Origin of the sequence: Pseudomonas sp. UBA4617 (assembly GCF_002386445.1) — a bacterium.
GTDB lineage: Bacteria > Pseudomonadota > Gammaproteobacteria > Pseudomonadales > Pseudomonadaceae > Aquipseudomonas.
This window is the reverse complement of sequence record NZ_DGIR01000034.1, coordinates 56012-78769: the sequence shown is the minus strand read 5'-3', so window position 1 is coordinate 78769 and position 22758 is coordinate 56012. Positions and strand designations below refer to the sequence as shown.

Here is a 22758-nt window from a genome sequence, read left to right as displayed (position 1 = left end):
ATGAACATTATCAACGCACGCCTGCGCGGCAAGCCTGGGTTGTTCCGCATCGAACTGGACGGCGCGCGCATTGCCGCCATCGTGCCCCAGGCCAATGAGGTGGCGCCCACGCCCGCGAGTGACCTGGATGCCGGGCAGAACCTGGTGGTGGCGCCTTTCGTCGAACCGCACATCCACCTCGATGCCACGCTGACGGCCGGCGAGCCGAAGTGGAACATGAGCGGTACCCTGTTCGAAGGTATTGAACGCTGGGCCGAGCGCAAGGAAATCACCACCCACGACGACATCAAGAGCCGCGCGAAAAAGACCATCGGCATGCTGGTGGACCATGGTATCCAGCATGTGCGGACCCATGTCGATGTTACTGACCCGAAGCTCACCGCGCTCAAGGCCATGGTCGAGGTACGTGACGAAGTGCGTCACCTGGTCGACCTGCAGATCGTGGCCTTTCCCCAGGAAGGCATCGAGTCATATGCCAACGGCCGGGCGCTGATGACCGAGGCGGTAGCCATCGGCGCCGACGTGGTGGGCGGCATTCCGCATTTCGAGAACACCCGCGACCAGGGCGTGGCCTCGCTGAAGTTCCTCATGGACCTGGCCGAGCGTAGCGGCTGCCTGGTGGACGTGCATTGCGACGAAACCGACGACCCCCAGTCGCGGTTCCTGGAAGTGCTGGCCGAGGAAGCCCGAGTGCGCGGCATGGGGGCCCGGGTTACAGCCAGCCACACGGTGGCCATGGGCTCCTACGACAATGCCTACTGCTACAAGCTGTTTCGCCTGCTCAAGCTGTCGGGTATCAATTTCGTCTCCTGCCCGACCGAGAGCATTCATCTGCAAGGGCGTTTCGACAACTACCCGAAACGCCGAGGCGTCACCCGCGTGGCCGAGATCGATCGTGCCGGGATGAACGTGTGCTTTGGTCAGGATTCCATCGTCGACCCGTGGTATCCGTTGGGCAACGGCAACATCCTGCGTATTCTCGAAGCCGGCCTGCACATTTGCCACATGCTCGGTTACGAAGACCTGCAGCGCTGCCTGGACCTGATCACCGACAACAGCGCCCGTACCCTGAACCTGGGGGAGGGCTACGGCATCGCGAAGGGGCGGCCGGCGAACCTGCTGCTGCTGTCGGCGCCGGACGATTACGAAATGGTACGCAGCCAGGGGCATGCGCTGGTCTCGGTGCGCCATGGCAAGGTGCTGATGCAGCGGACACCGGCGCAAGTACAGCGTTTTGCCTGAGGCGGCGTGGCCTCAGGCGGTCAACGCTGCCAGAGCACAGCTTGAGATCTGTGCATCCTGTACCGCCACACCGGTCAGGTCGGCCAGGGTAACCTGGTCAGGGTGCTCCCGCCCAGGGGCGCCGCTGGCCAGCAAGGTACCCAGTTCGATCAGTTGCGTCGTGTCGATCTGGCCGCTGCGCAAGGCGTGGGCAACCTCGCCGTACTGGCTGCACTGCGTTACCGAGTCGACGACGATGCGCGCGGCCCTGGCCACCAGTGCCGGGTCCAGCTCCTGCTTGCCGGGCCCGTCGGCACCCACAGCGGTAATGTGCGTGCCGGGTCGGACCCACTCGCTGCGCAACAGCGGCAGGCGGGAAGGGGTGGTGCAGACAATCAGGTTTGCCGCCCCAGCGACCTCGGCGGCGTCCTGCGTGGTGTGCACTTCATAACCCAGCGTGCGGGCAAACGCACGGTAGGTGGCCAGCCCGCTGTCCTGCCGGCCCCAGACCATGACCTGACGGCAATCGGTAATGGCGCCCAGCTGTTCAAGCTGCATCCGCGCCTGCATGCCCGTGCCCAATATGCCGATGGCAGTGACCTGCGGCGGTGCCAGCAAGCGTGCGGCAATGCGCCCGGCCAGGGCGGTGCGCATGCCGGTCAGCCAACCCTCGTCATGCAGCAGCGCCAAGGGCTGCCCGGTTTGCGCAGACAGCACCAGCATCAAGCCATCGTTGCTCGGCAGGCCTTTGCCCGGGTTGTCATAGAAGCCAGCCGAGATTTTCACCGTGAAGGTGGCACTACCCTCCATATAGGCCGACTTAACGCAGCAGTCGCCGTTCGCGCCTGGGAAGCTGAAGCCCTGGATCGGTGGCACCTGGACCTTGCCCGCCGAGAAGGCGATGAAGCCTTGTTCCAGGCCACGCAGTGCGACCTCGGGGTCGAGGCTGGCCACGATTTGCGCCTTGCTGAAGCACCTCACTGGATAGCCCCGAGGAACGCGTCCAGCACGATGTTGCGACCACACAGGATCACCGCGACGCGCTTGCCACGGTAACGCTCGGCAAGCTTCTGCATGCCGGCGACGGCGACGGCCGCGGCACCTTCGATGATCCAGCGTTCACTGCTGGCGATCTCGCGCATGGAGGCCTTGATTTCGGCCTCGCTGACCAGCACGGTGTCGGTCAGCAACGCCTGGCACAGCGGGAAGGTAATGCTGCCAGGCTCGACGCCGCCGGCTGTACCATCGGACAGCGTTTCGCGCGCGGCCACGTCGATGATCTTGCCGGCCTTGAGCGACTGCTCCAGCGCCGGGTCGTTTTCTGGCCAGCAGCCGATGATATCGGTACCTGGCTTGAGTACCCGCAGGGCCGCAGCTATACCGGAGATCATCCCGCCACCGCCGACGGCCACGAACACGGCGTCCAGGTCCGGTGCCTGTTCGAACAGCTCGAAGCCGATGGTGCCTTGCCCGGCAATGACCTGCGGGTCGTTATAGGGTGAGACGAATGGTTTGCCCTGGACCTGGGCCTGCCTGGCAGCCTCCAGTTCGGCCCCCAACGGGTCGCTGGGCAAACCCACCACTTCAGCGCCAAGCGCGCGCATGGCCTGTACTTTGTAGGCCGATGCGCCGTTGCTGGTGTACACGGTGACCGGCACCCCAGCGCCTTTACCTGCCAGTGCCAGCGCCTGCCCGTGGTTGCCGGAAGATGCGGCGATCACCCCTTTGCAGCGCTGCTCCTCAGGCAACAGGCGGATCTTGTTGCTGGCCCCACGAAACTTGAACGAGCCCGTGTGTTGCAAATGCTCGCATTTGAGCAACACATGACAGCCGCTGATGGCCGAGAGCCGGGCACTGTAGGTCAGCGGTGTGATGCTGACGGCTGGGCGCAGCGCCACATGGGCATCCTTGATCGCCTGGTACAGCGTGTCGAGGTCAGTGGCATCGACGGTGGGTGAACCTGTGGCGGGGAACATGACTGCACTCCTGAAGGCGCATGGAAGGTATGTCCACCATAGACATATTGTCCATGGCTGGCAAGGGGATGCACCTGCCACTCGCGCCACTGCCTGGCTCGCAACGTCCTGGAACAATACTGAAGGCGTTGCCTGCCGCCTAGGTGCGCAGTTCCTTCAGGTATTTGTACACCGTCGCCCGGCCCATGTTGAGCACTTTGGCGATGTAATCGGCAGCGCTACGCCCCTCAAACGCGCCCTCGGCATGCAATGCCTGCACCAGGCTGCGCTTGTCTTTGGCCCGCAATGTCTGCAGGGACAGGTTGCGTTCCCCGAGCCAGGCATGCAGGAAGGTATTGATGCGTTCCTGCCAGTCGTTGCGGAACAGCGAATCGGGCTGCGGCACCAACCGGCTCATCTGGAAGAACGCATCCAGCGCCGCGCGGGCTTGCTCCAGCACCGACACATTCAGGTTGATGCACATCAGGTGCTCGGCTTCACCAGCCTGGTTGCGCAGCACACTGCTGATGGAGCGGATCTTCTGGCCGTTCCAGTTGAGCTTTTCATACGGGCCCAGGTTGACCCCGTTCAGCAGGTCTTCCAGTTCGTGGTCGATCGCCGAATCGTCGCCCAGTTCACGCTGGGAGAAATTGTTGGCGATGTGAACGACGGTCTGGCTGCGCAGTTCGTGAATGATGACTTCTGCGTGCGGGTACAGCAGCAGCGCGATGCTGTCGGCGATTGCCTTGTAGTTTTCCAGGGTCATTTTCGGTCGCGGGTCGAGTGCCAGGCACCATGGTGGATGCAAAGCACAACCGACACAAGGCGTCTTGCAAGCGCCGCGGCGTACGTTTGCTGGCGGCCAGAAACCGCTTGTTCTACCACTCACATGCGATAAGCCGTGATTATTACTTGTCAGCAATGGTTTGCCGGAATGGCCGCTGGCCCGCATAATCGCTATGTAATTACATGGTACGTATCACATTACAAAATTGTAGGAGCAGACATGGCCCGGGGTGGTATCAACAAGGTTGTAGTGCAGCAGGCGCGTCAGGCGCTGATTGCCCGGGGCGAAAACCCCAGCATCGATGCCATCCGTATCGAGCTGGGCAACACCGGTTCCAAGACCACCATTCACCGCTACCTGAAGGAGCTGAGCGGTCAGCAACCTGTGGCCGCCGCTGGCGGCCTTGCGCTGAGCGAGGTGTTGAGCCGAATGGTCGGGCAGTTGGCCAACCAACTGCAGGATGAGGCGGACCTGAAGGTCGAGCAGGCCGAGCGCCGCTTCAGCGAACAGCGCGAGCAGCTCGAAGCGCAGTTGGCAACCACCAGGCAGGCGCTGGCTGCTGCGCAACAACAGCATCAGATCGACGCAACCGCATTGGCCGCCGAATCGGAAAAGCTGCTTTCTACGCAAAGCACCTTGCAAGCCGAACAGCTGCGCAGTGCCAGCCTCAACCAGTCACTGGGCGAGCTGCAGCTGCGCCTGGCGGACAAGGACGAGCAGATCAAGTCGCTGGAAGACAAGCACCGCCATGCCCGCGACGCGCTGGAACACTACCGCACCGCCAGCCGCGAACAGCGCGAGCAGGAACAACGCCGTCACGAAGCGCAACTGCAGCAACTGCAGGTGGAAGTGCGCCAGTTGCAGCAGGGCATGATCGTCAAACAGGACGAGCTGACCCGCCTGCACCGTGATAACGAGCGTTTGCTGGGAGAACACCGCCAGGCCTCCAGCGCCTGCAGGGCGCAGGATGAATTGCTGGAGCAGCGTGACGCGCAGATCCAGGGCCTGCGCACGATCCTGGCCCAGGCGCAGGGCGCCAGCGAGGAAATGCGTCGGCAGCTGGATGTTCAGGCGCAGCGTTTGGAGCAACAGCGCGACCTGTGCGCGGAACAGGCGCGGCAGTTGCAGCAGCTTGCCCAGCAGCTTGAGGAACGTGATGAAGCGTTGGCGCAGTGCAAGGCGCAACTGGCCGAGGTTGAAGATTGATCAAACTTTTTCGGGCCGGGGCTTTCTTCCGTATACATTCCCGGTGGAGATAGCGCCATGCCTGAAACCCAACCCGAACGCAAAGAAGGGCCTCATTCGTCCGAGCAGGCCGACAACAAGCCTGACCTGGGCTTCGACCCGGATTCACCCGATCTCGAGGACCCGCAAGTCGACCCTCAAGGGCCGGCCAAGCCCCCCAGAGACATCGAGAAAAAGCGCTAAAGGCGAATTGCCGGCAAGCCAGCTACCCAAAGGGCGCTGGCTTGCCGGCGACAGCAAGGGCCGAGCAAGCCGACACTCAAGTGTCGGCTTGCCTGGCAGCCTCCACGCCCGCCGCGGACAGCTTGATCGGGTAGTTCACGCTGATCTGGTGGTCGCTGCTGACCGTCACGCTGCCGTCCTGGATCAGGCCGGCTTCCTGCAAGGTCTTGAGCATGCCGGCCACCGCTTTCTCACCGCGGTAATTGTCCAGCACCTCCTTACCGAGCCCTTGAGGGTGGGCGTGCAGCAGGCGGGTCAGAACCTCGGCCTTCAATGCATCGTTAGTCATGGCGGGCCTCACTTGCCATGCTTGGCCTGAAGTGCCTTGGCGTGCTCCAGATGCTGCTCGAGCTTGGGCAGGGTTTCGCTGGCGAAGGCCTTCAGCTCGGCCTTGTCAGACGAGGCAGCCTCTTTCTTGAACAGTTCCACCGCCTTTTCGTGAGCATCCACCTGGTTGTTGATGTAGGCCTTGTCGAAGGACTCTTCGCGCCATTCCAGGATCATTTTCTTGACCTTGTCAGTGATCGCTGCCTCATCGGGTACGGAAATGTCCAGCTTGCGGGCGATATCAGCGAGTTTCTGGTTGGCCTGGGTGTGGTCAGTGACCATTTGCTGGGCAAATGTCTTGATCTCGGTGTTCTGGCTTTTCTCCTGGGCCAGCTTACCGGTGACCACTTCGGCAATGCCGGACTCGGTGGCGGCTTCGACAAAATCATCGGAACTCGCCGCCAGTGCATGTACCGATGCCAGGCCCAGCACCATGGAAAAACCGACGCGCTTGATGAAGAGATTGCTCATGCCTCACTCCTTAAACCGTGACGCGACCTCAGTGTCGCGTACGGTTGAGGGTGAATGCGGGGCAAAGGTTTAATCTTTTTCCTGGCCGGCGGTGTCCATATGCTGGTGAACTATAGTGAACAGCGGCAAACGTGGGTGGCCAGGGATTTCAATGTGCGCAGCCAGGAATAAGGACGAGGACGGGCTTTTCGCCATAACCGGTGAGGGCCGTGCCGTGGCGCTGTTCCGCCTGGTGCTGGCGTTCATGCTGTTGGTGATGCTGGCCTTCGTCGTGGTCGAAAGCTGGCGCATCTGGCGCGATTACCGGTATGCCTTCACCAATGCCGAGAACATGGTCACCAACCTGGCCAGGGCCACGGCTCAACACGCCGAAGACTCCATCCGCCAGGTGGATGCCATCACCGCAGCCCTGGCCGAGCGGCTGGAGGGAGATGGTTTCGACCACATCGACCGGCCGCGCTTGCACGCCTTGCTGGTACAGCAGAAAAGTATCATGCCCCAGCTGCATGGATTGTTCGTGTACGACGCACAGGGCAACTGGATCGTCACCGACCAGGCCGCGATACCGCCCAACGCCAACAATGCCGACCGCGGCTACTTCATCTATCACCGCGCCCACAGCGACCGAGACGTACACATCGGGTCGGTGGTGCGCAGCCGCTCCACGGGGGCCTTGATCATTCCCATTTCCCGGCGGCTGGAGCATGCCGACGGCAGCTTCGCCGGGGTGTTGCTGGGCACTATCAAAGTCGACTGGTTCGTGCATTACTACGGCGACTTCAAGATCGACGAACGTGGCGCGCTGGTCCTGGCCATGCGCGACGGCACCATCCTGGTCCGGCGGCCCTTCGTCGAACAGGTGGTCGGCCGCAGCCTGGCCAACAGCGAGGTATTCCGCAACCACCTGCCTTACGCAGCAGAAGGCCTGGTGGAGGCAGTCGCGGTGGTAGACGGCACGCCGCGGCTATATGCCTATCGTGCGCTGTCGAGCTACCCATTGGTGGTGGAGGCGGGCTTGTCGCGAGAGTCGATCGTCGCGCCCTGGCGGCACGACGCAATCAAATCAATGGTCGTGTTGCTGATCATGCTGTTGGGGCTGGCGGCATTCGGTGGCGTGGTACTGCGCCAGTTGCGCGAGCGGATCGTCATCGAGCGAGCGCTGCACCAGGCACACCAGACCCTCAAGTCGCTGGCCTTGACCGATAGCCTGACCGGGCTGGGCAACCGTCGGCGGCTGGATGCGGTGTTCGAAGCGGAGCTGCGTCGGGCGCGGCGCCAAGGCTATTCGCTGACCCTGGTGATGCTCGACCTGGACTACTTCAAGGCCTACAACGACCGCTATGGCCACCCGGCGGGCGACCAATGCCTGCGGCGCATCGGCGAAGTACTGCAACAGGCGCTAAAGCGCCCGGCCGACCTGGCAGTGCGCTATGGCGGCGAAGAATTCACCCTGCTGCTGCCCGACACCGACGCCCGAGGAGCGGAACTGCTGGTGCAGGAGGTACAGCAGCTGTTGCGCCGGCAAATGCTGGAACATGCCGGCAGCCCACTTGGACGGGTATCTTGCAGTGCCGGCATAGCCACGGGGAACCCGGCGCAGGAGGAAGTCACCGCCGAGCGGCTGATGGCGGCAGCGGATGCGGCTTTGTATCAGGCCAAACGTCAGGGCCGGGACACCTACTGCATGGCGGAAAAAAGCTGGGCAAAAGCGGATTCCTGAGCCTGCTCGCCGCGGCTGGCGGCGCACTACACGCCAAGGGTCAGTGCCCTAAAGCCAGGCGCATGGCACAGCGCCCGACGAGGCCATGGGCACGTTCAACGGCAAGGATGTCTCGCAGGCGCGTATCCAGCCGCTCCTCATCAACCCTTTCAAAGCCGAAACGTGCATAGAACGGCGCATTCCACGGCACATCGGCAAACGTGGTCAAGGTCAGCTCATGGGCACCCTCCCGGCGCGCGGCGTCCACCACCTGCCGCAACAAGGCGCGCCCGACACCTTGCCCCTGGGCCTCCCGACGCACGGAAACCTCGCACAGGTGCAACGCATGCCGCTCGCGCCGGGCACAGGCAAAACCGAGCACACGCCCTTGTGGGTCTTCGGCAACCCAACTGGTGCCCGCAGTGACGAAGGCTTGGTGCGCATCAACGCCCAGCACCTCGGCCTGCGCCAGCCACGCCAGTGTCGGCCAGTCAGCGAAGGCCCGGGCAGCCGAGCGTTCCACCTCCGGCAGGCATTGGATATCGTGCTCGAGAGTAGGGCGGATACGCATGAATCAGTCCTTTCGAAAGTGGTAGGTCCTAGTCTGCCCCGGACACTTGGGGTTGCAGTTGCCAGCGCACCGAGCTTACCCCCTTTTCCAGGCTTACCCGGCTGACCAGGCGCTCGAGCTGCGCCGGCGCCTGCGCGGCGCCCAGCAGTTCGGCACGTACCTCCAGGCGGGCGGGGTTGCTCAGGTCTTCGCTGTGGAGTGACTGCAACCGCAACTGCGGATCGCCCAGGCTGTGCAGCATCAGGCTGCGAACCTGGATCTCATCCTCGTTGCGACAAACGATGCGTACTTCGAAGCGCTGTTCCACCTCGCTGGCCGGCACCATTTCCTGGCGGTCCAGGCGCTGAGCGATGTCCCGCAGCAGGATGTTGGCACACAGCACCATCAGGCTGCCCAGCGTTGCTTCTAGCAGCAAGCCCAGGCTGCACAGCACGCCGATGGCGGCGGTGCACCACAAGGTGGCTGCGGTATTCAGGCCGCGTACGTTGAAGCCATCGCGCATGATCACGCCGCCGCCGAGAAAGCCGATGCCCGACACCACATAGGCAGCGATTCGCGATGCGTCACCAGGCACCATGCCTGGCACCGCCTGGGTCATGAGCACGAACAGGCAGGCGCCAGTACTGACCAGTGCATTGGTGCGCAGCCCGGTCAGACGTTGACGCAGTTGACGTTCGGCGCCAATCAGCGCCCCCAACAGCAAAGCGGTGCTGACGCGCAGCAGAAATACTTTCCAATCCATAGCAAACCTCTTCCACGGGCGCGTGCCCGCATGAACGCCACCATCAGGCGCGGTTGAAAAACCAGAAAATGCGCAGGACCACGAGGAGGGGAAGAGGGGGTGAGAAACCACCGTCCAGCCAGGGCAGCCAGACAGGGACGGACACTGCCGGACTACTGGGCCACGGGGGCCTGTCGCATGTCACTGGGGCTACTGTCCAAGGCGGTCTCCTGTTTCGGCAATGCAAAATTTGCGTTGCGGACCTTACGCCGCGTGGTAGAAGAGGTCAAGGGTGAAAACGTGACAGAGGTTGTCATCAGCCTGACGCTCGCAACTGCCCAGCCTGCATGGAAAAAAATGCCGGCAATCGGTACCCTTGCGCCTCCCTTCGCCACCACCCGGATCGTTCCATGCTGTTCAATCTCGCCGTGCTGTTTGCCACCCTGGTGGCCATGGAGGGCGTTGGCACGCTGGCTCACAAGTACATCATGCATGGCTGGGGCTGGTGGCTGCACCGCTCGCACCATGAGCCACAGCTGGGCATGCTCGAAACCAACGACCTGTACCTGCTGGCCCTGGGGCTGGTCGCCACGGCGCTGGTTGCCCTGGGCAAGAGCGGTTATGCGCCCTTGCAGTGGATTGGCGGTGGCGTGGCGGGCTACGGGATGCTGTATGTCGTGGCGCATGACGGGTTGTTTCATCGGCACTGGCCGCGCAAGCCACGCCCGGTCAACCGCTACCTCAAGCGTCTGCACCGCGCGCACCGGTTGCACCATGCGGTGAAGGGGCGCACCGGGAGCGTATCGTTCGGGTTCTTCTACGCACCGCCGTTGCAGGAGTTGAGACGGCAGTTGCGCAGCAGGCGCAGCCGGCCGTGACAATTGCGGCTGGCCCTGGCGCCGGCACTGTCTTCAGTTCACTGCCTCACCGTTGGCCTGCAGCGCCACGAGCCCGCGGCTGACCCACCAGCCAAACCCCGCCGCGGTGAAGAACATGATCAGGCTGTACAGCGCCGCCGGCACTGCCATGGTCGCGTTGTTCAGCAGCGAAGGGCTCAACGCCAGGGCAATCGCCAAGGTGCCGTTGTGAATGCCGATCTCCATGCCGATGGCAATCGCCTGGCGCTTGGGAATCGCCAGCAGGCGCGGCACCCAGTAGCCCACGGCCAGGCTCAGCAGGTTGAACAGCAGCGCGGCCAGGCCCACCAGCGGTGCGTATTCGACCACGGTCTGCCAGTCCTTGGCCAGGGCCAGGACAATGGTGAAGGCCAGGAACAGCGCCGCCAGCAGCTTCATCGGTTTCTCCATGCGGGCGGCAAAGGCGGGGGCAAAATGGCGAACCAGCATGCCCAGCGCCACCGGCAGCAGGACGATGGCAAACACCTGCATGACCTTGGCGAACTGCAGCGGGATGGCCTGGTCCGACGCCATGAACCAGCTCAGCGACAGGTTCACCAGCAACGGCATGGTCAGGATCGCGATCAACGAATTGACCGCCGTCAGGGTGATGTTCAAGGCCACATCGCCATGGGCCAGGTGGCTGAACAGGTTGGCCGTGGTGCCGCCCGGCGAGGCGGCCAGCAGCATCAGACCGACCGCCAGTGCTGGTTCGAGGGCGAAGCCGTTGGCGATCAGGAAGCACACCAGCGGCAGCAGCAGGAGCTGGCAGGCCAGGCCCACCACCACCGGTCTGGGGTACTTCACCACGCGAGCGAAATCGGCCAGGGTCAGCGACAGGCCAAGGCCGAGCATGATGATGCCCAGGGCCAGCGGAAGAACGGCAGTGAGCAACGGTGAAGCAGTCATGGCAGGTCCCCGCGGCGATAGGTTGCAGAAGTGTAGGCCGGCCGTGATTGATAGCTAATCGCAAAGCGCCAGCTTTAGTAACCATTTGTTGCCGTTACCGCCGCCCAGCGAGGCGGCATGTCGCGTTGCAGCACGCCTGTCGGCACAGTAGCATTCCCGGTTTTACCGAGGATTAGCCTGTCATGCCGTTTCAGCAAGGTCTGCTTGCCACACCGGTGCCGGTTCACGCCCGTCACCTGTTCTTCGCCATCGAAACACTGGAAGCGGTGCCGGCAGCGCTGGATGCGCTGGCCAGCCAGGTTGACGGCGTGGGCCTGTCGCTGGGCGTCGGTGCGCCACTGGCTAAAGCCCTGGGCGGCCTTGTCGATGGCTTGAGGCCTTTTCCGCAGCTGGACGCTGTGGTGGAGAACCCCAGTACCCAGCATGCCCTGTGGCTGTGGCTGCGCGGCGAGGAACGTGGCGACCTGTACTTGCACGCCCAGGCGCTGGAACAGCTGTTGAGCCCGGCGTTCAGCCTGGTGGACCACGTGGACGGCTTCCTCCACCAGGGCGGCCGAGACCTGACCGGTTATGAAGACGGCACCGAGAACCCACGTGATGAGGCGGCGGTCGAGGCCGCCATCCTCAAGGCCGGCCTGCCAGGCCTCGACGGCTCGTGCTTTGCTGCGTTCCAGCTGTGGAAGCACGACCTGGAGTATTTCAAGTCGCTGCCCCAGCAGGCGCAGGACGACATTATCGGTCGCCGCCTGAGCGACAACGAAGAACTGGATGACGCGCCGGCATCTGCACATGTCAAGCGGACCGCCCAGGAGAGCTTCGCGCCGGAGGCGTTCATGGTACGTCGCTCGGTGTCCTGGGCAGACACCCGTGGAGCAGGCCTGGCGTTCGTCGCGCTGGGCCGCAGCTTCGACGCCTTCGAGGTGCAGTTGCGGCGCATGAGCGGCCTGGAGGACGGCATCATTGACGGCCTGTACCGCTTCAGCCGGCCGCTGAGCGGTGGCTATTACTGGTGCCCTCCCATGACAGAAGCGGGTGTCGACCTGCGCCTGTTGTTATCGGCCTGACAGCCGGGCATCCCGCCCCTGGTACATTCACCAGGGGCACTGCGGTCGCGCAAGGCTGCCGCTGGGCTGCCCATCCCGAAGGCCCCGCCATGCGACTCTGTGGCGCGCCAAATATGGCGTTGCCGCTTATTTAATGCCGCTGGTCCGAACGCTTCGCAATAAACCGAATCCCTCGATATGACCGAACTCCGAACAGGTGTACGGCAGCTAATGCTGTGCATTCCAAAGTCATATGAGGTTTAAGACCATGGCCAACAAAGAGAACAGCCGTAGCGGCAATCAACAAGGCAGCCAGGGTGGTAACAAGAACCCAGGCAACTTTGCCAATGACCGCGAGAAAGCCTCCGAAGCCGGGCGCAAGGGCGGCCAGCATTCCGGTGGCGGCCGCAGCAGTGAATCGAGCCGCAAGGGCGGCCGTTCGTAAGTGAGGCTACGCAGTGCCGGGGTAGCCTGGCACTGCGATTTATGCCGAAAAGGAGTGCCCCCATGCGATTGCCTTCCCTGATAGCCCTGCTGGGCGCCCTGACACTGGTCGGCGGCTGTTTCGACCGTGACAGCGATCACCCCGCGAAGGATGCCGACCAGAGCAAACCGTCCCTGCAGATGCAGCAGCCTGGCGACAAGCCGGCTACGCAACCTGCGCCAGACCCTGAACCGATGCCCGGGCAGAAACCCAGCCAATAACACCCGCAAAAGGAATACGGCATGACGGTGATGACCCGCAAGACCGCCGCGAAGGTACCGGCTTCGGCGAAATGGCCCAGCCTGCACGCCCGTTACCAGGCATTGCTGGCCGGCAGTGACGCCGAGAGCGCCGCGTGGTTGCGCGAACAATTGGCTCGGGTGCAAGGTATGCAGGATAGCCTGCCTGCCCACCCTGAGCACCTGGAAGCCTGGAGCGCCGGGCATGCTGCACAGGTCGCTGAAGCCTACGCAGCCTATCTGGCGCAACGCCGCCAGGGCAGCCCACGGCGCTACTTTGCCAATCGCGCCCAGGCATTGTGGTTCCTGCAGCAAGTCGCCCCCACCAAGGCAGTGGACGGGGCATGGCTGCATGGCACCTTGCGGCAGTGGCGTGATCCGCGTTATCACGGCCTGATCCGTACCTACCTGGAAGAATTGGGCGGTGGCGATCCGCGTTGCAACCACGTACTGATCTACCAACGCCTGCTGAGCCGGCTGGGCTGTCTCGACCTGCCTGAACTGGACGACCAGCGTTACCTGCAAGGCGTCTTGCAACTGGCCCTGGGGCGGAACGCCGACGACTTCCTTGCCGAGCTCATCGGCTACAACCTGGGCTACGAACAACCGCCACTGCATTTGCTGATCACCACCTACGAACTGGCGGAACTGGGCATCGATGGCCATTACTTCCAGTTGCACGTGACCATCGACAACGCCGCGAGCGGGCATGCGCACCTGTCCATCCAGGCGCTGCGCCAGTTGTGCCCGGCGGATGATGTGGGCGCTTTCTACCAACGCGTTCGCCTGGGCTACCGCCTGAATGACCTGGGTGTCGATACGCCCAGCCTGATCAACAGCTTCGAGCTGGAGGCCGAGCTGCTACGAGTACTTGAGCACAAGCGACACTTCGGGCAGTTCATGCATTCCGACCATTGCCGCCTGCAGAAGCGCACCGTCAACCAGTGGCTGGCCGAGCCAGGCTGCATGCCCGCGTTCCTCGATGCGTTGCAAGCGCAGGGCTGGATCCGCCGCGGTGAGGCGCCAGGCAACAGCCGCTGGTGGGCCCTCATCGACGGCCCGGCGGCGCCCATGTACGGTGTGTTCACCGCCTACGAAAAACAACTGTGGCACGACTGGATCGCGGCGGGCTGGCAAGCCCCTGTCTCACGGGTGATGCCGGGCCGCTGGGAAGCGTCATTGCAGCTTGATGCACCACTGGAGCGCACAACGCAGGAAACCGACATCGAGGCCGACATCGAGGCCTTGATCGACAGCATGGCCGGTAACCGTCATGCCACACCGGAAGGATTGCTGGCGACCCAGGGCTACCTGCGGGCCACCGGCCTGGCCCAGGAGGAACCTCGCTGATGCAGCTTGACCCACGACAGATCCAGGCAGACCAGGCTTTGCTGCAGTTGGGCAAGCGCCTGCGTGCCGACGGCTACCGCTTCACCTGTGTCACCCCGGCCACCCATGCCCGGGTCAATGCTCGCCCGGGGGCGGAGCGGGCGAGGACACTGCGCGATGTATTCGGCTGGAGCCGCCCGTTTCCCGCGTCGCTGGTGTCTGCCGACGAGCTGGATCAGCTACGCCAGGCTCAGGTGCTGGCCACGCGGGGTGAGTGGTTGGTGAGCACTGTGCGCTGGTCCACCATCGAAAACTTGCTGCTGGTGCACTCGGCTTACCCCACCGAAGCCAGCGACGCCGTGTTCTTCGGCCCGGACAGCTACCGTTTCGCCCAGGTGATCCATGACCACCTGCAACGCAACCCGAAGCGCGTCGAGCATGCCGTGGACATTGGCTGCGGCACTGGTGTGGGTGCCTTGCTGGTGGCCCAGGCCGTGCCGCACGCCCAGGTCACCGCGGTGGACATCAACCCACTCGCATTGCGCTACACCGCGATCAATGCGGCGCTGGCGGGGCTGAGCAATGTCTCGGTAGAGCCTAGCAACCTGCTCGACGGCATTACCGGCCTGTTCGACCTGATCGTCGCCAACCCGCCGTACATGCTCGATGTGCAGGAGCGCACCTACCGTCACGGTGGTGGGACGCTGGGGGCCGAGCTATCGCTACGCATCGTCGAACAGGCCCGCGAGCGGCTCGGCCCCGGTGGCTCGTTGTTGCTCTATACCGGGGTGGCGATTATCGAAGGCCGGGACCCGTTGCTCGAAGCGATCCGCCTGCGCCTGGCGGGCCCTGAGTGGTCCTGGGTCTACCGTGAGGTCGACCCGGACGTGTTCGGCGAGCAACTGGGCGAACGCGGCTATGAACAGGTCGAGCGCATCGCCGCAGTCACCCTCACCGTCACCCGCAATGGCTGAGCCGCTATGCCAGCGCCTTGCACCTTCGGCATCGAAGAAGAATACCTGCTGGTAGACCTTGCCACCGGCCGCGTTCCGGTTGCGCCGCTACCAGCTGTGGCCAGGCGCTGCCGGGAAGGGCTGGGCACGTCGTTTGCCCAGGAGATGTTCCGCAGCCAGATCGAAGTGGCGTCCCCGGTATTCGCCAACCTTCACCAGGCACGGGAGTTCCTTGCCCACAGCCGGCAGCGCCTTGGCGAAGCCCTGGCGCAGGACGGCATGGGCCTGTACGGCGCCGCCAGCCACCCGTTTGCCCAGTGGCAGAAGCAGAAACCGGCCACCGCGGCGCATTACCGGCAGTTGTTCGATGACTACCAGCACGTGGCGCGACGCAGCCTGGTCAATGGCTTGCATGTGCATGTCGGCGTGCCGGAAGGGTGCGACCGAATGCAACTGATCAATCGCCTGGTGCCGTGGCTGCCGCTGCTGCTGGTGCTGAGCACTTCGTCGCCGTTATGGTGCGGCCAGGATACGGGTTACCTCAGTTACCGCCGGGTGATTTGTGGCGAGTGGCCACACATGGGCTTGCCCGAACCGTTGCCTGACTGGTCCGCCTATGAGCGTTACCGGGCCTTGCTGCAGCGTACCGGGTCGCTGGCCAAGGATGGCGACTTCTGGTGGGCCGTGCGCCCGTCGCGGCGCTACCCGACCGTTGAGCTGCGCATCTGTGATGCGTGCCCGGACCTGGAAGATGCACTGTGTATCGCCGGGTTGTTCCGGCATATCGTCGAGCACTGTGTGCACAGGGGGCACGAACCCGAGCCACTGACCCGCGAGCTGCGCTGGGTAGCGCAGGAAAACTACTGGCGTGCCATGCGCCATGGCCGCCACGGTTCCTTCATCGGCCAGCGGCAACAGCAGGCTGTTTCCGCCCACGGCTGGCTCGCCCAGTTGCAAGAGGCATTTCCAGTGGACACGGCAGACGCCGAGCGCGCAATGCTGCATGCGCGCCGGATCGTGGCCGATGGCACCAGTGCAGACCGCCAGCTGGCCTGCTTCGAGCACGCCCGCGGCAGCGGCAAGACTGCGTCGCAAGCGCTACGCCTGGTAGTCGACCAGGTACTGGCGGAGGTCGGCAAATACCCTCTTCGCAACCCCACGGCACTTGCAATCGCGCAGGGTTGAACGACAATGGCGGCGCCCTTTGCCAGCCACCCGGACACCCCGAAGCATGATGTTGACCCAGCAATTCCCTGATATTTCACTGGCTGACACCTTGTTCGTCTTCGCTCTCGAGGCCGAGGCGGGCAGCGTGTTCGCCGGGATGAACACCTTGTTCACCGGCATCGGCAAGGTCAATGCCGCCATCAGCCTGACACGAGCCATCGCCACCAGCAAACCCAGGCTGATCGTCAACCTGGGGTCTGCTGGCAGCCTGCGCCATGGCAAAGGCGAAGTGGTGTGCTGCAACCGCTTCTTGCAGCGTGACATGGATGTGACCCCGCTGGGCTTCGCCCGTTACGAAACGCCGCTGTCGGATATTCCGGTACTGCTGGAGCATGGCGTGGTGATCCCCGGCTTGCCCTTGGAAACCTGCGGTAGTGGCGACAGTTTCGAGATCAACCACGGCGACGCACCGTACGACGTGGTCGACATGGAGGCCTACGTGCTGGCCTTGATCGCGCGCAGCGAAGGCATTCCCTTCGTCTGCCTGAAATATATCTCCGACGATGCCGGCAGCGATGCGGCCGGGGACTGGGCGGTGCAGGTGCACCTGGCGGCGCAGGCATTCAAGCGGGTGTTGTTCAGCCAGGTGTGACCGCTGGTCGGCGCTAGCGCCAGGTTTTGCAAACCATCGACCGGGGGTTGTCCTCGAAACCGGTATCGGCCCTTTTGCGGGCCAGCCCGATTTCAGCAGAGGAGTGGCTCCCATGCCCAACAAACCCAAAGACCAGTTCAGCATGCAGAACCCGCTGACCCAGTATCCGCACCCACCGTTTCCGGCCCAGGGCCAACCCGCGCCCGGCCTGGACGTCAACATGCAGCCCAAGCCCGACCACGGCGAAGCCAGCTACAAAGGGTTCGGCCGCCTGGCCGGGCGCAAGGCGCTGATCACCGGCGCAGACTCTGGTATCGGCCGCGCAGTCGCGATCGCCTTTGCCCGCGAAGGGGCTGACATCGCGCTGAACTACATGCCCATCGAGCAACCCGATGCCCGTGAGGTGATCAAGCTGATCGAAGCCGAAGGCCGCAAGGTGGTTGCGATTGCCGGCGACCTCAAGGACGAGCAGTTCTGCAAGGAACTGGTCGAGCAGGCTCACGAACAGCTCGGTGGCCTGGACATTCTGGTCAATGTCGCCGGCAAGCAGGAGGCGCGCAAGGACATCAGCCAGATCACCCACGAGCAGTTCGACCACACCCTGAAAACCAATGTCTACGCACTGTTCTGGCTGTGCCAGGCTGCGGTACCGCTGATGCCGGCGGGCGCCACCATCATCAACACGGCCTCGATCCAGTCCTACCAGCCATCGGCCACCTTGCTCGACTATGCCACCACCAAGGCCGCCATCGTTGCCTTCACCAAGGCCTTGGCCAAGCAAGTGATCGAGCGCGGCATCCGGGTCAACGCCGTGGCCCCGGGGCCGATCTGGACGGTACTGCAGCCCAGTGGCGGCCAGCCGCCGGAGAAAATCCCCGAATTCGGCGCACAGACGCCAATGAAGCGCCCTGGCCAGCCGGCCGAGTGCGCGCCGGTGTACGTGCTGCTGGCCAGCCAGGAGTCCAGCTACATTACCGGCGAGGTGTTCGGCGTGACCGGCGGCAATCCGCTGCCATAGGGCTGGCCGGCTAAACCTTCGCGGCTGGGTGCAGTCACTTGTGGTATCGACAAGGCAACCCGGGGGGCAGATTCATGGCAAGGGCAATCTGGAAAGGCGCCATCAGCTTTGGCCTCGTGCACATCCCCGTGGCCCTGAATACCGCAGTGCGCACCGAGCGTGTGGACTTCGACTGGCTCGACAAGCGCAGCATGGAACCGGTGGGCTACAAGCGGGTGAACAAGGTCACCGGCAAGGAAATCGACAAGGAAAACATCGTCAAAGGGGTGGAGTATGAAAAGGGCCGCTATGTGGTGATCAGCGAGGAAGAGATCCGCAAGGCCCGCCCCGAGGCGACGCAGACCATCGATATCTTTTCCTTCGTCGAAGCCGGTGATATTCCCCTGCAGCATTTCGACACGCCTTATTACCTCAGCCCCGACCGGCGTGGCGGCAAGGTCTACGCATTGCTGCGTGAAACCCTGGCCAGCACCGGCAAGGTGGCGTTGGCCACGGTGGTGTTGCATACCCGCCAGCACCTGGCCTTGCTGCGGCCGCTGGACGAGGCGCTGGTGATGATTACCCTGCGCTGGCCGGAAGAGGTGCGTGGGCTGGACACGCTGGAGCTGGACAGCAGCGTCACCGAAGCCAAGGTGGACAAGCGCGAGCTGGAGATGGCCAAGCGGCTGGTCGAGGACATGAGCGGTGCCTGGTCGCCAGATGAATATCATGACGCCTTCCGCCAGACCATCCTCGACCTCGTGGAAGAAAAGGCCAGCAAAGGCAAGATCGAAACGGTGGAAACAGGCGAGGCAACCGGCACGGAAAAAGGTGCCGATATCATCGACCTTACCGAGCTGCTCAAGCGCAGCCTTGGCGGCAAGGGCGGGGCGCCCGGCAAGAAAAAGCCGGCGGCAGAGAAGAAGCCCGCCAAGCGCACGCGCAAGGCGTCCTGACTTTCCTCAACCGAGCCAGTTGCCAGGCCAGCTTCCTACTGGCCCAGCAGCTTGCGCATGCGCGCGGTGATCGACTGACGCATCTTGCCCATGTCCGCCCAGGGGTCGTCGACTTCCGCCAGGCGCTCTCGCAGATTGTGGATGTTCCATTGGTTGGCGCCCTTCAGCTGGGCAAGCTCTTCCCGCCAGATCGGCACCGACACCGGCAACCCTTCGCGCGCCCGCATCGAGTAGGCGCAGGCGGTGGTGGCGCCCTTGCCGTTGCGCAGATAGTCGATGAAGATGCGCCCCACGCGGTTCTTCGGCCCGGACACGGCACTCAGGCGCTCGGGGAACAGCCTGGCCAGGTAATTGACGATGGCGTGGCTGAAGTCTTTCACCTCGTCCCAGCTGGCTTTGCGGGTCAGCGGCACGACCACATGGATGCCTTTGCCGCCGCTGGTTTTCAGAAACACCTTCAGGCCCAGCTCGTCGAGCAGGGTCAAGGTCAGCTGGGTGGCCTCCAGCATGGCTTTCCAGGGCAGCGCGGGGTCCGGGTCGAGATCGAGGACGAAGCGGTCGGGCTTGTCGAAGTCCTTGTCGGTGCCGTTCCAGGTGTGCAATTCGAGCATGTTCATCTGCACGGCGCCCAGCAGGGTATCGGGACGATTGATGATCATCGCCGCCTGGCCGGCTTCGGCTTTGTCATAGCTGAGCACATTGGGGATGTGCAGCTGGCCGGCGTTTTTCTGGAAGAACAACTCGCCTGCCAGCCCGTCAGGGGCGCGTACCAAAGCCACCGGGCGGTCCTTGAGCTGCGGCAGGATCCACTGGCTGACCTCGGCGTAATACTCCGCCACGTCACGCTTGGTGGCGCCGCTGCTGGCGTCGATGACGCGCTCGGGATGGGTCAGGCGCAGGTCTGCCATGTGCTCCGGGGTCTTGCCGGGCTTGGCTGTGGCTTTGGCTTTGGTTTTGGGCAAGGTGTTGCCGGGCATGGCGCGCTCCAGGTCGATGGCGGTGGCCGGTTTGTCGTCGCGCAGGCCGTGGAATACCGAATGGCGCACGATTCCTTCGCGGGTCATCTGCGCGTAGGCCACTTCGGCCAGCAAGTGTGGCTTCAGCCAGTGCACGCCGCGGGCCTCAGCCCCGGTAGGAGGCTTGGGCAGGGCGGGCTTGGCGATTTCGAGCGGTTTGAGCCGCGCATGGATGCTCTCCAGCGTCGTGGCGCTGAAGCCGGTGCCGACCTTGCCGGCGTAACGCAACTCACCGCTGTCGTTGTCATGCAGTGCCAGCAGCAGGGCACCGAAGCCATTGCGGCTGCCTTTCGGCTCGGTAAAGCCGACGATCACGAATTCCTGGCGTTTCTTGCACTTGAGCTTGACCCAGTCGGCGCTGCGCCGCCCGACGTAGGTGCTGTCCACGCGTTTGCCGATCAGCCCCTCCAGGTCCAGGCGGCAGGCACTGTCCAGAAGTGACTCCACCGGCTGGTCGAAATCGGCCGAGAACAGCAGGTTGTCCGACTCATTGGCTTCCAGCAACTGGCGAAGCGTTTCGCGCCGGTCCTGCAGCGGCACCTGGCGCAGGTCACGGCCGCCGAGAAACGGCAGGTCGAACAGGTAATAGGTGATCTGTTCGTCGTGGGCGGTGTCGAACGCGTTCTGCAGGGCCTGGAAGTCCGCCACCCCGTGCTCGTTGTTCACCACCATCTCGCCATCCAGCCAGGCCGAGTCAACCCCAAGTTGACGCAGGGCAGCCACCTGGCGCGGCATTTTCTCGCTCCAGTCATGACCGTTGCGAGTAAACAGGCGAATGTCATCGCCGTCGATGCGCGCCAGGATGCGGTAGCCGTCGAACTTCACTTCGTAGCGCCAGTCGCCTGCCGGTGGCGAGTCGACCAGCGTGGCCAGCTGCGGTTGCAACAGGTCTGGCAACGGCGCAGTTTTACCTGTGGCCGAGCGTTTGCCGGCTGCCGGCTTGGCCTTGGCCTTGGCCGGCTTGCCGCTGCCACGCTTGGGCAGCAGGGTACGGTCGCTGAGCACGCTGTCGGGCTGCGCGTCGACGATGCTGTATTCGCTTTCGCTGCGCGCCTGGCTGTCGTGGGACTTGACCAGCATCCACTGCTCCTTCTTCCCGGCCAGGTGGGTGCGGAAAAGGTTCCAGACACCGCTGAGCTTTTCGCCCTGCAGGCGGAAACGCAGTTTGCCTTTGGCATAAGCCTCGCGGGCGTCACCCTCCGGCTCCCAGATGCCGCGATCCCAGACAATCACGTCGCCTGCACCATAATGCCCTTCGGGGATGTGGCCTTCGAAATCGGCGTAGTCCAACGGGTGGTCTTCGACGTGCACGGCCAGGCGGCGCACCTTGGGGTCGAGCGATGGGCCTTTGGGGATGGCCCAGCTCTTCAACGTGCCATCCAGTTCCAGGCGGAAATCGTAATGCAGGTGGCTGGCATCGTGCTTCTGGATGCAGAACTGCAGGGCATGGGCGCGCCGGGTACGCTTCTGCTCGCCGCTGGGTTCGGGCGTGGCGTTGAAATCGCGTTTGCGCGCGTATTCCTCGAGGGGCTTGGCCATGGCAGGCTCCGGGGCGATTCGCTGTCTTATCGTTGGGAGGCAGCCGGGGCAGCGGGAGTTCAAAAAAGCCGCTGCAGTTTTGCAAGAAACTCTGAATCTTCCGGCGCCTGGCGTAGTCGACCATGAGTAAGCCAACGGAGGGAGACAATCCATGTCCAGACCTGAAGACCCCAAACCCTACACGCCGACCGAGATCGACGATACCGAAGACCGCATGGGCAGCGTGCATGAGCTGGACTTCAATGATCGCCTCGACGACCGCGAAGGACGGGCGGGTGATGAGCGCCCGCCGCAGGAAGTCGCCCACGAATTCCCGGCCCGCCGCGTTGCGCAAAGCGGCATGACGGGTGGCGAGACGCTGGGCGACAGTTTGCACGAAGACAATGTCAGCTACGACGACCTCAGCCCGGATACCCTGTTCGACGAGTCGGGCGCACGTGACCCGTACGAACCTGGCCATGGCGGCCCGGCGGACAAGTCCCTGCGCCACGTTGACGCCGACGAGATCGGCGGCGGTATCGGTCTCGATGAGGCCGAGCTGGCCCGCTCCGCGCCGCTGGATGGCGAACCGTGGACCGACGACGTGATCGATGAAGACGAGGAGGGCAAGCCATGAATGAATTACGTTGTGCCTGCCAGGAATGTACCTGCACCGTCGATGCCGCGCCCCAGGATGGCAAGGCTTACTGCTGTGAGGCCTGTGCTACCGGGCATCGCAACGGCGAACCCTGCCGCATGCCGGGCTGCAACTGCGCCCAGGTAGCGCAGCCGAACGAAAGCAATGTCGACAATGCGCTGGATGAAACCTTCCCGGCGAGTGATCCGATCTCGCCGTGATGAGCGCCGTTGAAAGGGCCGTTTGCCGCTCCTTCGCGGGTGCGCCCGCGAAGGGCTGCAAGCAGCCCGCTAGTGGCTTCAATGGGTCTGCCAGATACCATTGCTGCGCTCGCAGTCCGTCCGCGCCTGGCCCAGGCTAGGCGTGTCATAGTAGTAGGTCACCACCCGGGCATCCTTGGGCAAGGTCGGGCGGGTGGAAGGCTGGTCATTCCCCGCGGCCTTGGGGTTGGCCAAGGCTTCCTGGGTCAGCGGGGCAATGCAGCTGCCCACGCTGCCGTCGGCGCAGCGCGCCACTTTGCGCTTCTCCGTACTGAGCATGTCCTTGTTCTGGTTGCTGCAGGACCAGTTGATCGCTTCAGGCGGCATATTGCCGTAGGTGTAGCAGGTGTGCTGCTCCACTGGCCGCACCGCTGCGCTGGATGAGCGGGTCATTACATCGCAGGCTTCGGCCAGCACCTTGCCACTGACCAGACTCATGAGCATCAGTGTCACCAAGGCAATTCGCATGATCACCTCCCGGCC

Annotated in this window: 25 protein-coding genes and 1 pseudogene; 16 read left to right on the top strand and 10 right to left on the bottom strand. The window is 63.6% G+C overall.

Features of this window, described 5'->3' with window-relative positions:
- On the top strand, positions 1–1242 hold the full coding sequence (gene codA, locus B4L76_RS14720) for a cytosine deaminase (protein WP_296233473.1): 1242 nt from the start codon (positions 1–3) through the stop codon (positions 1240–1242).
- A 12-nt stretch (positions 1243–1254) separates the two neighbouring features.
- Here codA and B4L76_RS14715 read toward each other — a convergent pair whose 3' ends face one another.
- From B4L76_RS14715 to B4L76_RS14705, 3 genes are all read right to left on the bottom strand, one after another.
- Positions 1255–2202, bottom strand: coding sequence for an ornithine cyclodeaminase family protein (locus B4L76_RS14715; RefSeq protein ID WP_296233471.1), 948 nt, complete (start codon positions 2200–2202; stop codon positions 1255–1257).
- Positions 2199–3197, bottom strand: a complete 999-nt coding sequence (locus B4L76_RS14710; RefSeq protein ID WP_296233470.1) for a threonine/serine dehydratase — start codon at positions 3195–3197, stop codon at positions 2199–2201. The genes B4L76_RS14715 and B4L76_RS14710 overlap by 4 nt, the downstream gene beginning before the upstream one ends.
- A 139-nt stretch (positions 3198–3336) precedes the next feature.
- Entirely contained in the window at positions 3337–3942 is a 606-nt protein-coding gene (locus tag B4L76_RS14705; RefSeq protein WP_296233469.1) for a helix-turn-helix transcriptional regulator, read from the bottom strand.
- A 240-nt stretch (positions 3943–4182) separates the two neighbouring features.
- On the opposite strand from B4L76_RS14705, the gene B4L76_RS14700 reads away from it, so the two are divergent.
- Both B4L76_RS14700 and B4L76_RS14695 read left to right on the top strand, forming a co-directional pair.
- Positions 4183–5169, top strand: coding sequence for a DNA-binding protein (locus tag B4L76_RS14700; protein WP_296233467.1), 987 nt, complete (start codon positions 4183–4185; stop codon positions 5167–5169).
- 57 nt (positions 5170–5226) lie between these two features.
- Entirely contained in the window at positions 5227–5391 is a 165-nt protein-coding gene (locus B4L76_RS14695) for a DUF6021 family protein (protein ID WP_296233465.1), read from the top strand.
- A gap of 76 nt (positions 5392–5467) precedes the next feature.
- Here the strand turns inward: B4L76_RS14695 and B4L76_RS14690 are convergent, their stop codons facing one another.
- Entirely contained in the window at positions 5468–5719 is a 252-nt protein-coding gene (locus B4L76_RS14690; protein ID WP_296233464.1) for a hypothetical protein, read from the bottom strand.
- A gap of 8 nt (positions 5720–5727) precedes the next feature.
- The gene (locus B4L76_RS14685) at positions 5728–6228 is read right to left on the bottom strand and encodes a DUF4142 domain-containing protein (RefSeq protein WP_296233462.1); all 501 of its coding nucleotides are present in this window, start codon (positions 6226–6228) and stop codon (positions 5728–5730) included.
- Positions 6229–6379: 151 nt separating this feature from the next.
- Between B4L76_RS14685 and B4L76_RS14680 the strand changes: the two genes are divergently transcribed.
- The gene (locus B4L76_RS14680) at positions 6380–7948 is read left to right on the top strand and encodes a sensor domain-containing diguanylate cyclase (RefSeq protein ID WP_296233460.1); all 1569 of its coding nucleotides are present in this window, start codon (positions 6380–6382) and stop codon (positions 7946–7948) included.
- A 40-nt stretch (positions 7949–7988) separates the two neighbouring features.
- Here B4L76_RS14680 and B4L76_RS14675 read toward each other — a convergent pair whose 3' ends face one another.
- Together B4L76_RS14675 and B4L76_RS14670 are read right to left on the bottom strand one after the other, a co-directional pair.
- Positions 7989–8498 carry a GNAT family N-acetyltransferase gene (locus tag B4L76_RS14675; RefSeq protein WP_296233458.1) on the bottom strand — a complete coding sequence of 170 codons (510 nt, stop codon included), beginning with the start codon at positions 8496–8498 and terminating at the stop codon, positions 7989–7991.
- 28 nt (positions 8499–8526) lie between these two features.
- Positions 8527–9240: an MgtC/SapB family protein gene (locus B4L76_RS14670; protein WP_296233456.1), complete on the bottom strand. Its 714-nt coding sequence runs from the start codon at positions 9238–9240 to the stop codon at positions 8527–8529.
- A gap of 389 nt (positions 9241–9629) precedes the next feature.
- Here B4L76_RS14670 and B4L76_RS14665 point away from each other — a divergent pair, with 389 nt between their 5' ends.
- Positions 9630–10097: a sterol desaturase family protein gene (locus B4L76_RS14665; RefSeq protein ID WP_296233454.1), complete on the top strand. Its 468-nt coding sequence runs from the start codon at positions 9630–9632 to the stop codon at positions 10095–10097.
- A gap of 33 nt (positions 10098–10130) precedes the next feature.
- Here B4L76_RS14665 and B4L76_RS14660 read toward each other — a convergent pair whose 3' ends face one another.
- Positions 10131–11024, bottom strand: a complete 894-nt coding sequence (locus B4L76_RS14660; protein ID WP_296233452.1) for a bile acid:sodium symporter family protein — start codon at positions 11022–11024, stop codon at positions 10131–10133.
- Between the two features lie 182 nt (positions 11025–11206).
- Here B4L76_RS14660 and B4L76_RS14655 point away from each other — a divergent pair, with 182 nt between their 5' ends.
- The 9 genes and pseudogenes from B4L76_RS14655 to B4L76_RS14615 all read left to right on the top strand — a co-directional run bounded on the left by B4L76_RS14655 (position 11207) and on the right by B4L76_RS14615 (position 18844).
- The gene (locus tag B4L76_RS14655) at positions 11207–12088 is read left to right on the top strand and encodes a Dyp-type peroxidase (protein ID WP_296233451.1); all 882 of its coding nucleotides are present in this window, start codon (positions 11207–11209) and stop codon (positions 12086–12088) included.
- 304 nt (positions 12089–12392) lie between these two features.
- A pseudogene (locus tag B4L76_RS14650) lies at positions 12393–12512 on the top strand (KGG domain-containing protein); the annotation flags it as partial.
- Positions 12513–12574: 62 nt separating this feature from the next.
- Complete coding sequence (locus B4L76_RS14645; RefSeq protein ID WP_296233449.1) at positions 12575–12772, top strand: hypothetical protein; 198 nt, start codon at positions 12575–12577, stop codon at positions 12770–12772.
- Positions 12773–12793: 21 nt separating this feature from the next.
- Positions 12794–14140: an iron-containing redox enzyme family protein gene (locus B4L76_RS14640; protein ID WP_296233448.1), complete on the top strand. Its 1347-nt coding sequence runs from the start codon at positions 12794–12796 to the stop codon at positions 14138–14140.
- Positions 14140–15093, top strand: a complete 954-nt coding sequence (locus B4L76_RS14635; RefSeq protein WP_296233446.1) for a class I SAM-dependent methyltransferase — start codon at positions 14140–14142, stop codon at positions 15091–15093. The genes B4L76_RS14640 and B4L76_RS14635 overlap by 1 nt, the downstream gene beginning before the upstream one ends.
- Before the next feature lie 6 nt (positions 15094–15099).
- Entirely contained in the window at positions 15100–16257 is a 1158-nt protein-coding gene (locus B4L76_RS14630; RefSeq protein WP_296233444.1) for a carboxylate-amine ligase, read from the top strand.
- Positions 16258–16303: 46 nt separating this feature from the next.
- Positions 16304–16891 (top strand): nucleosidase, encoded by a 588-nt coding sequence (locus B4L76_RS14625; RefSeq protein WP_296233443.1) that lies wholly within the window; start codon positions 16304–16306, stop codon positions 16889–16891.
- A 112-nt stretch (positions 16892–17003) separates the two neighbouring features.
- Positions 17004–17909 carry an SDR family oxidoreductase gene (locus tag B4L76_RS14620; RefSeq protein ID WP_296233442.1) on the top strand — a complete coding sequence of 302 codons (906 nt, stop codon included), beginning with the start codon at positions 17004–17006 and terminating at the stop codon, positions 17907–17909.
- Positions 17910–17983: 74 nt separating this feature from the next.
- Complete coding sequence (locus tag B4L76_RS14615; RefSeq protein WP_296233440.1) at positions 17984–18844, top strand: Ku protein; 861 nt, start codon at positions 17984–17986, stop codon at positions 18842–18844.
- Between the two features lie 35 nt (positions 18845–18879).
- Here B4L76_RS14615 and ligD read toward each other — a convergent pair whose 3' ends face one another.
- Positions 18880–21399, bottom strand: coding sequence for a DNA ligase D (gene ligD, locus B4L76_RS14610; protein WP_296233438.1), 2520 nt, complete (start codon positions 21397–21399; stop codon positions 18880–18882).
- Positions 21400–21550: 151 nt separating this feature from the next.
- Here ligD and B4L76_RS14605 point away from each other — a divergent pair, with 151 nt between their 5' ends.
- Positions 21551–22015 carry a phosphotransferase system, HPr-related protein gene (locus B4L76_RS14605; RefSeq protein WP_296233435.1) on the top strand — a complete coding sequence of 155 codons (465 nt, stop codon included), beginning with the start codon at positions 21551–21553 and terminating at the stop codon, positions 22013–22015.
- Positions 22012–22236, top strand: coding sequence for a metallothionein (locus B4L76_RS14600; RefSeq protein WP_296233433.1), 225 nt, complete (start codon positions 22012–22014; stop codon positions 22234–22236). The genes B4L76_RS14605 and B4L76_RS14600 overlap by 4 nt, the downstream gene beginning before the upstream one ends.
- A 78-nt stretch (positions 22237–22314) precedes the next feature.
- Here the strand turns inward: B4L76_RS14600 and B4L76_RS14595 are convergent, their stop codons facing one another.
- Positions 22315–22743 carry a hypothetical protein gene (locus B4L76_RS14595; protein ID WP_296233431.1) on the bottom strand — a complete coding sequence of 143 codons (429 nt, stop codon included), beginning with the start codon at positions 22741–22743 and terminating at the stop codon, positions 22315–22317.
- Positions 22744–22758: the final 15 nt, after the last annotated feature.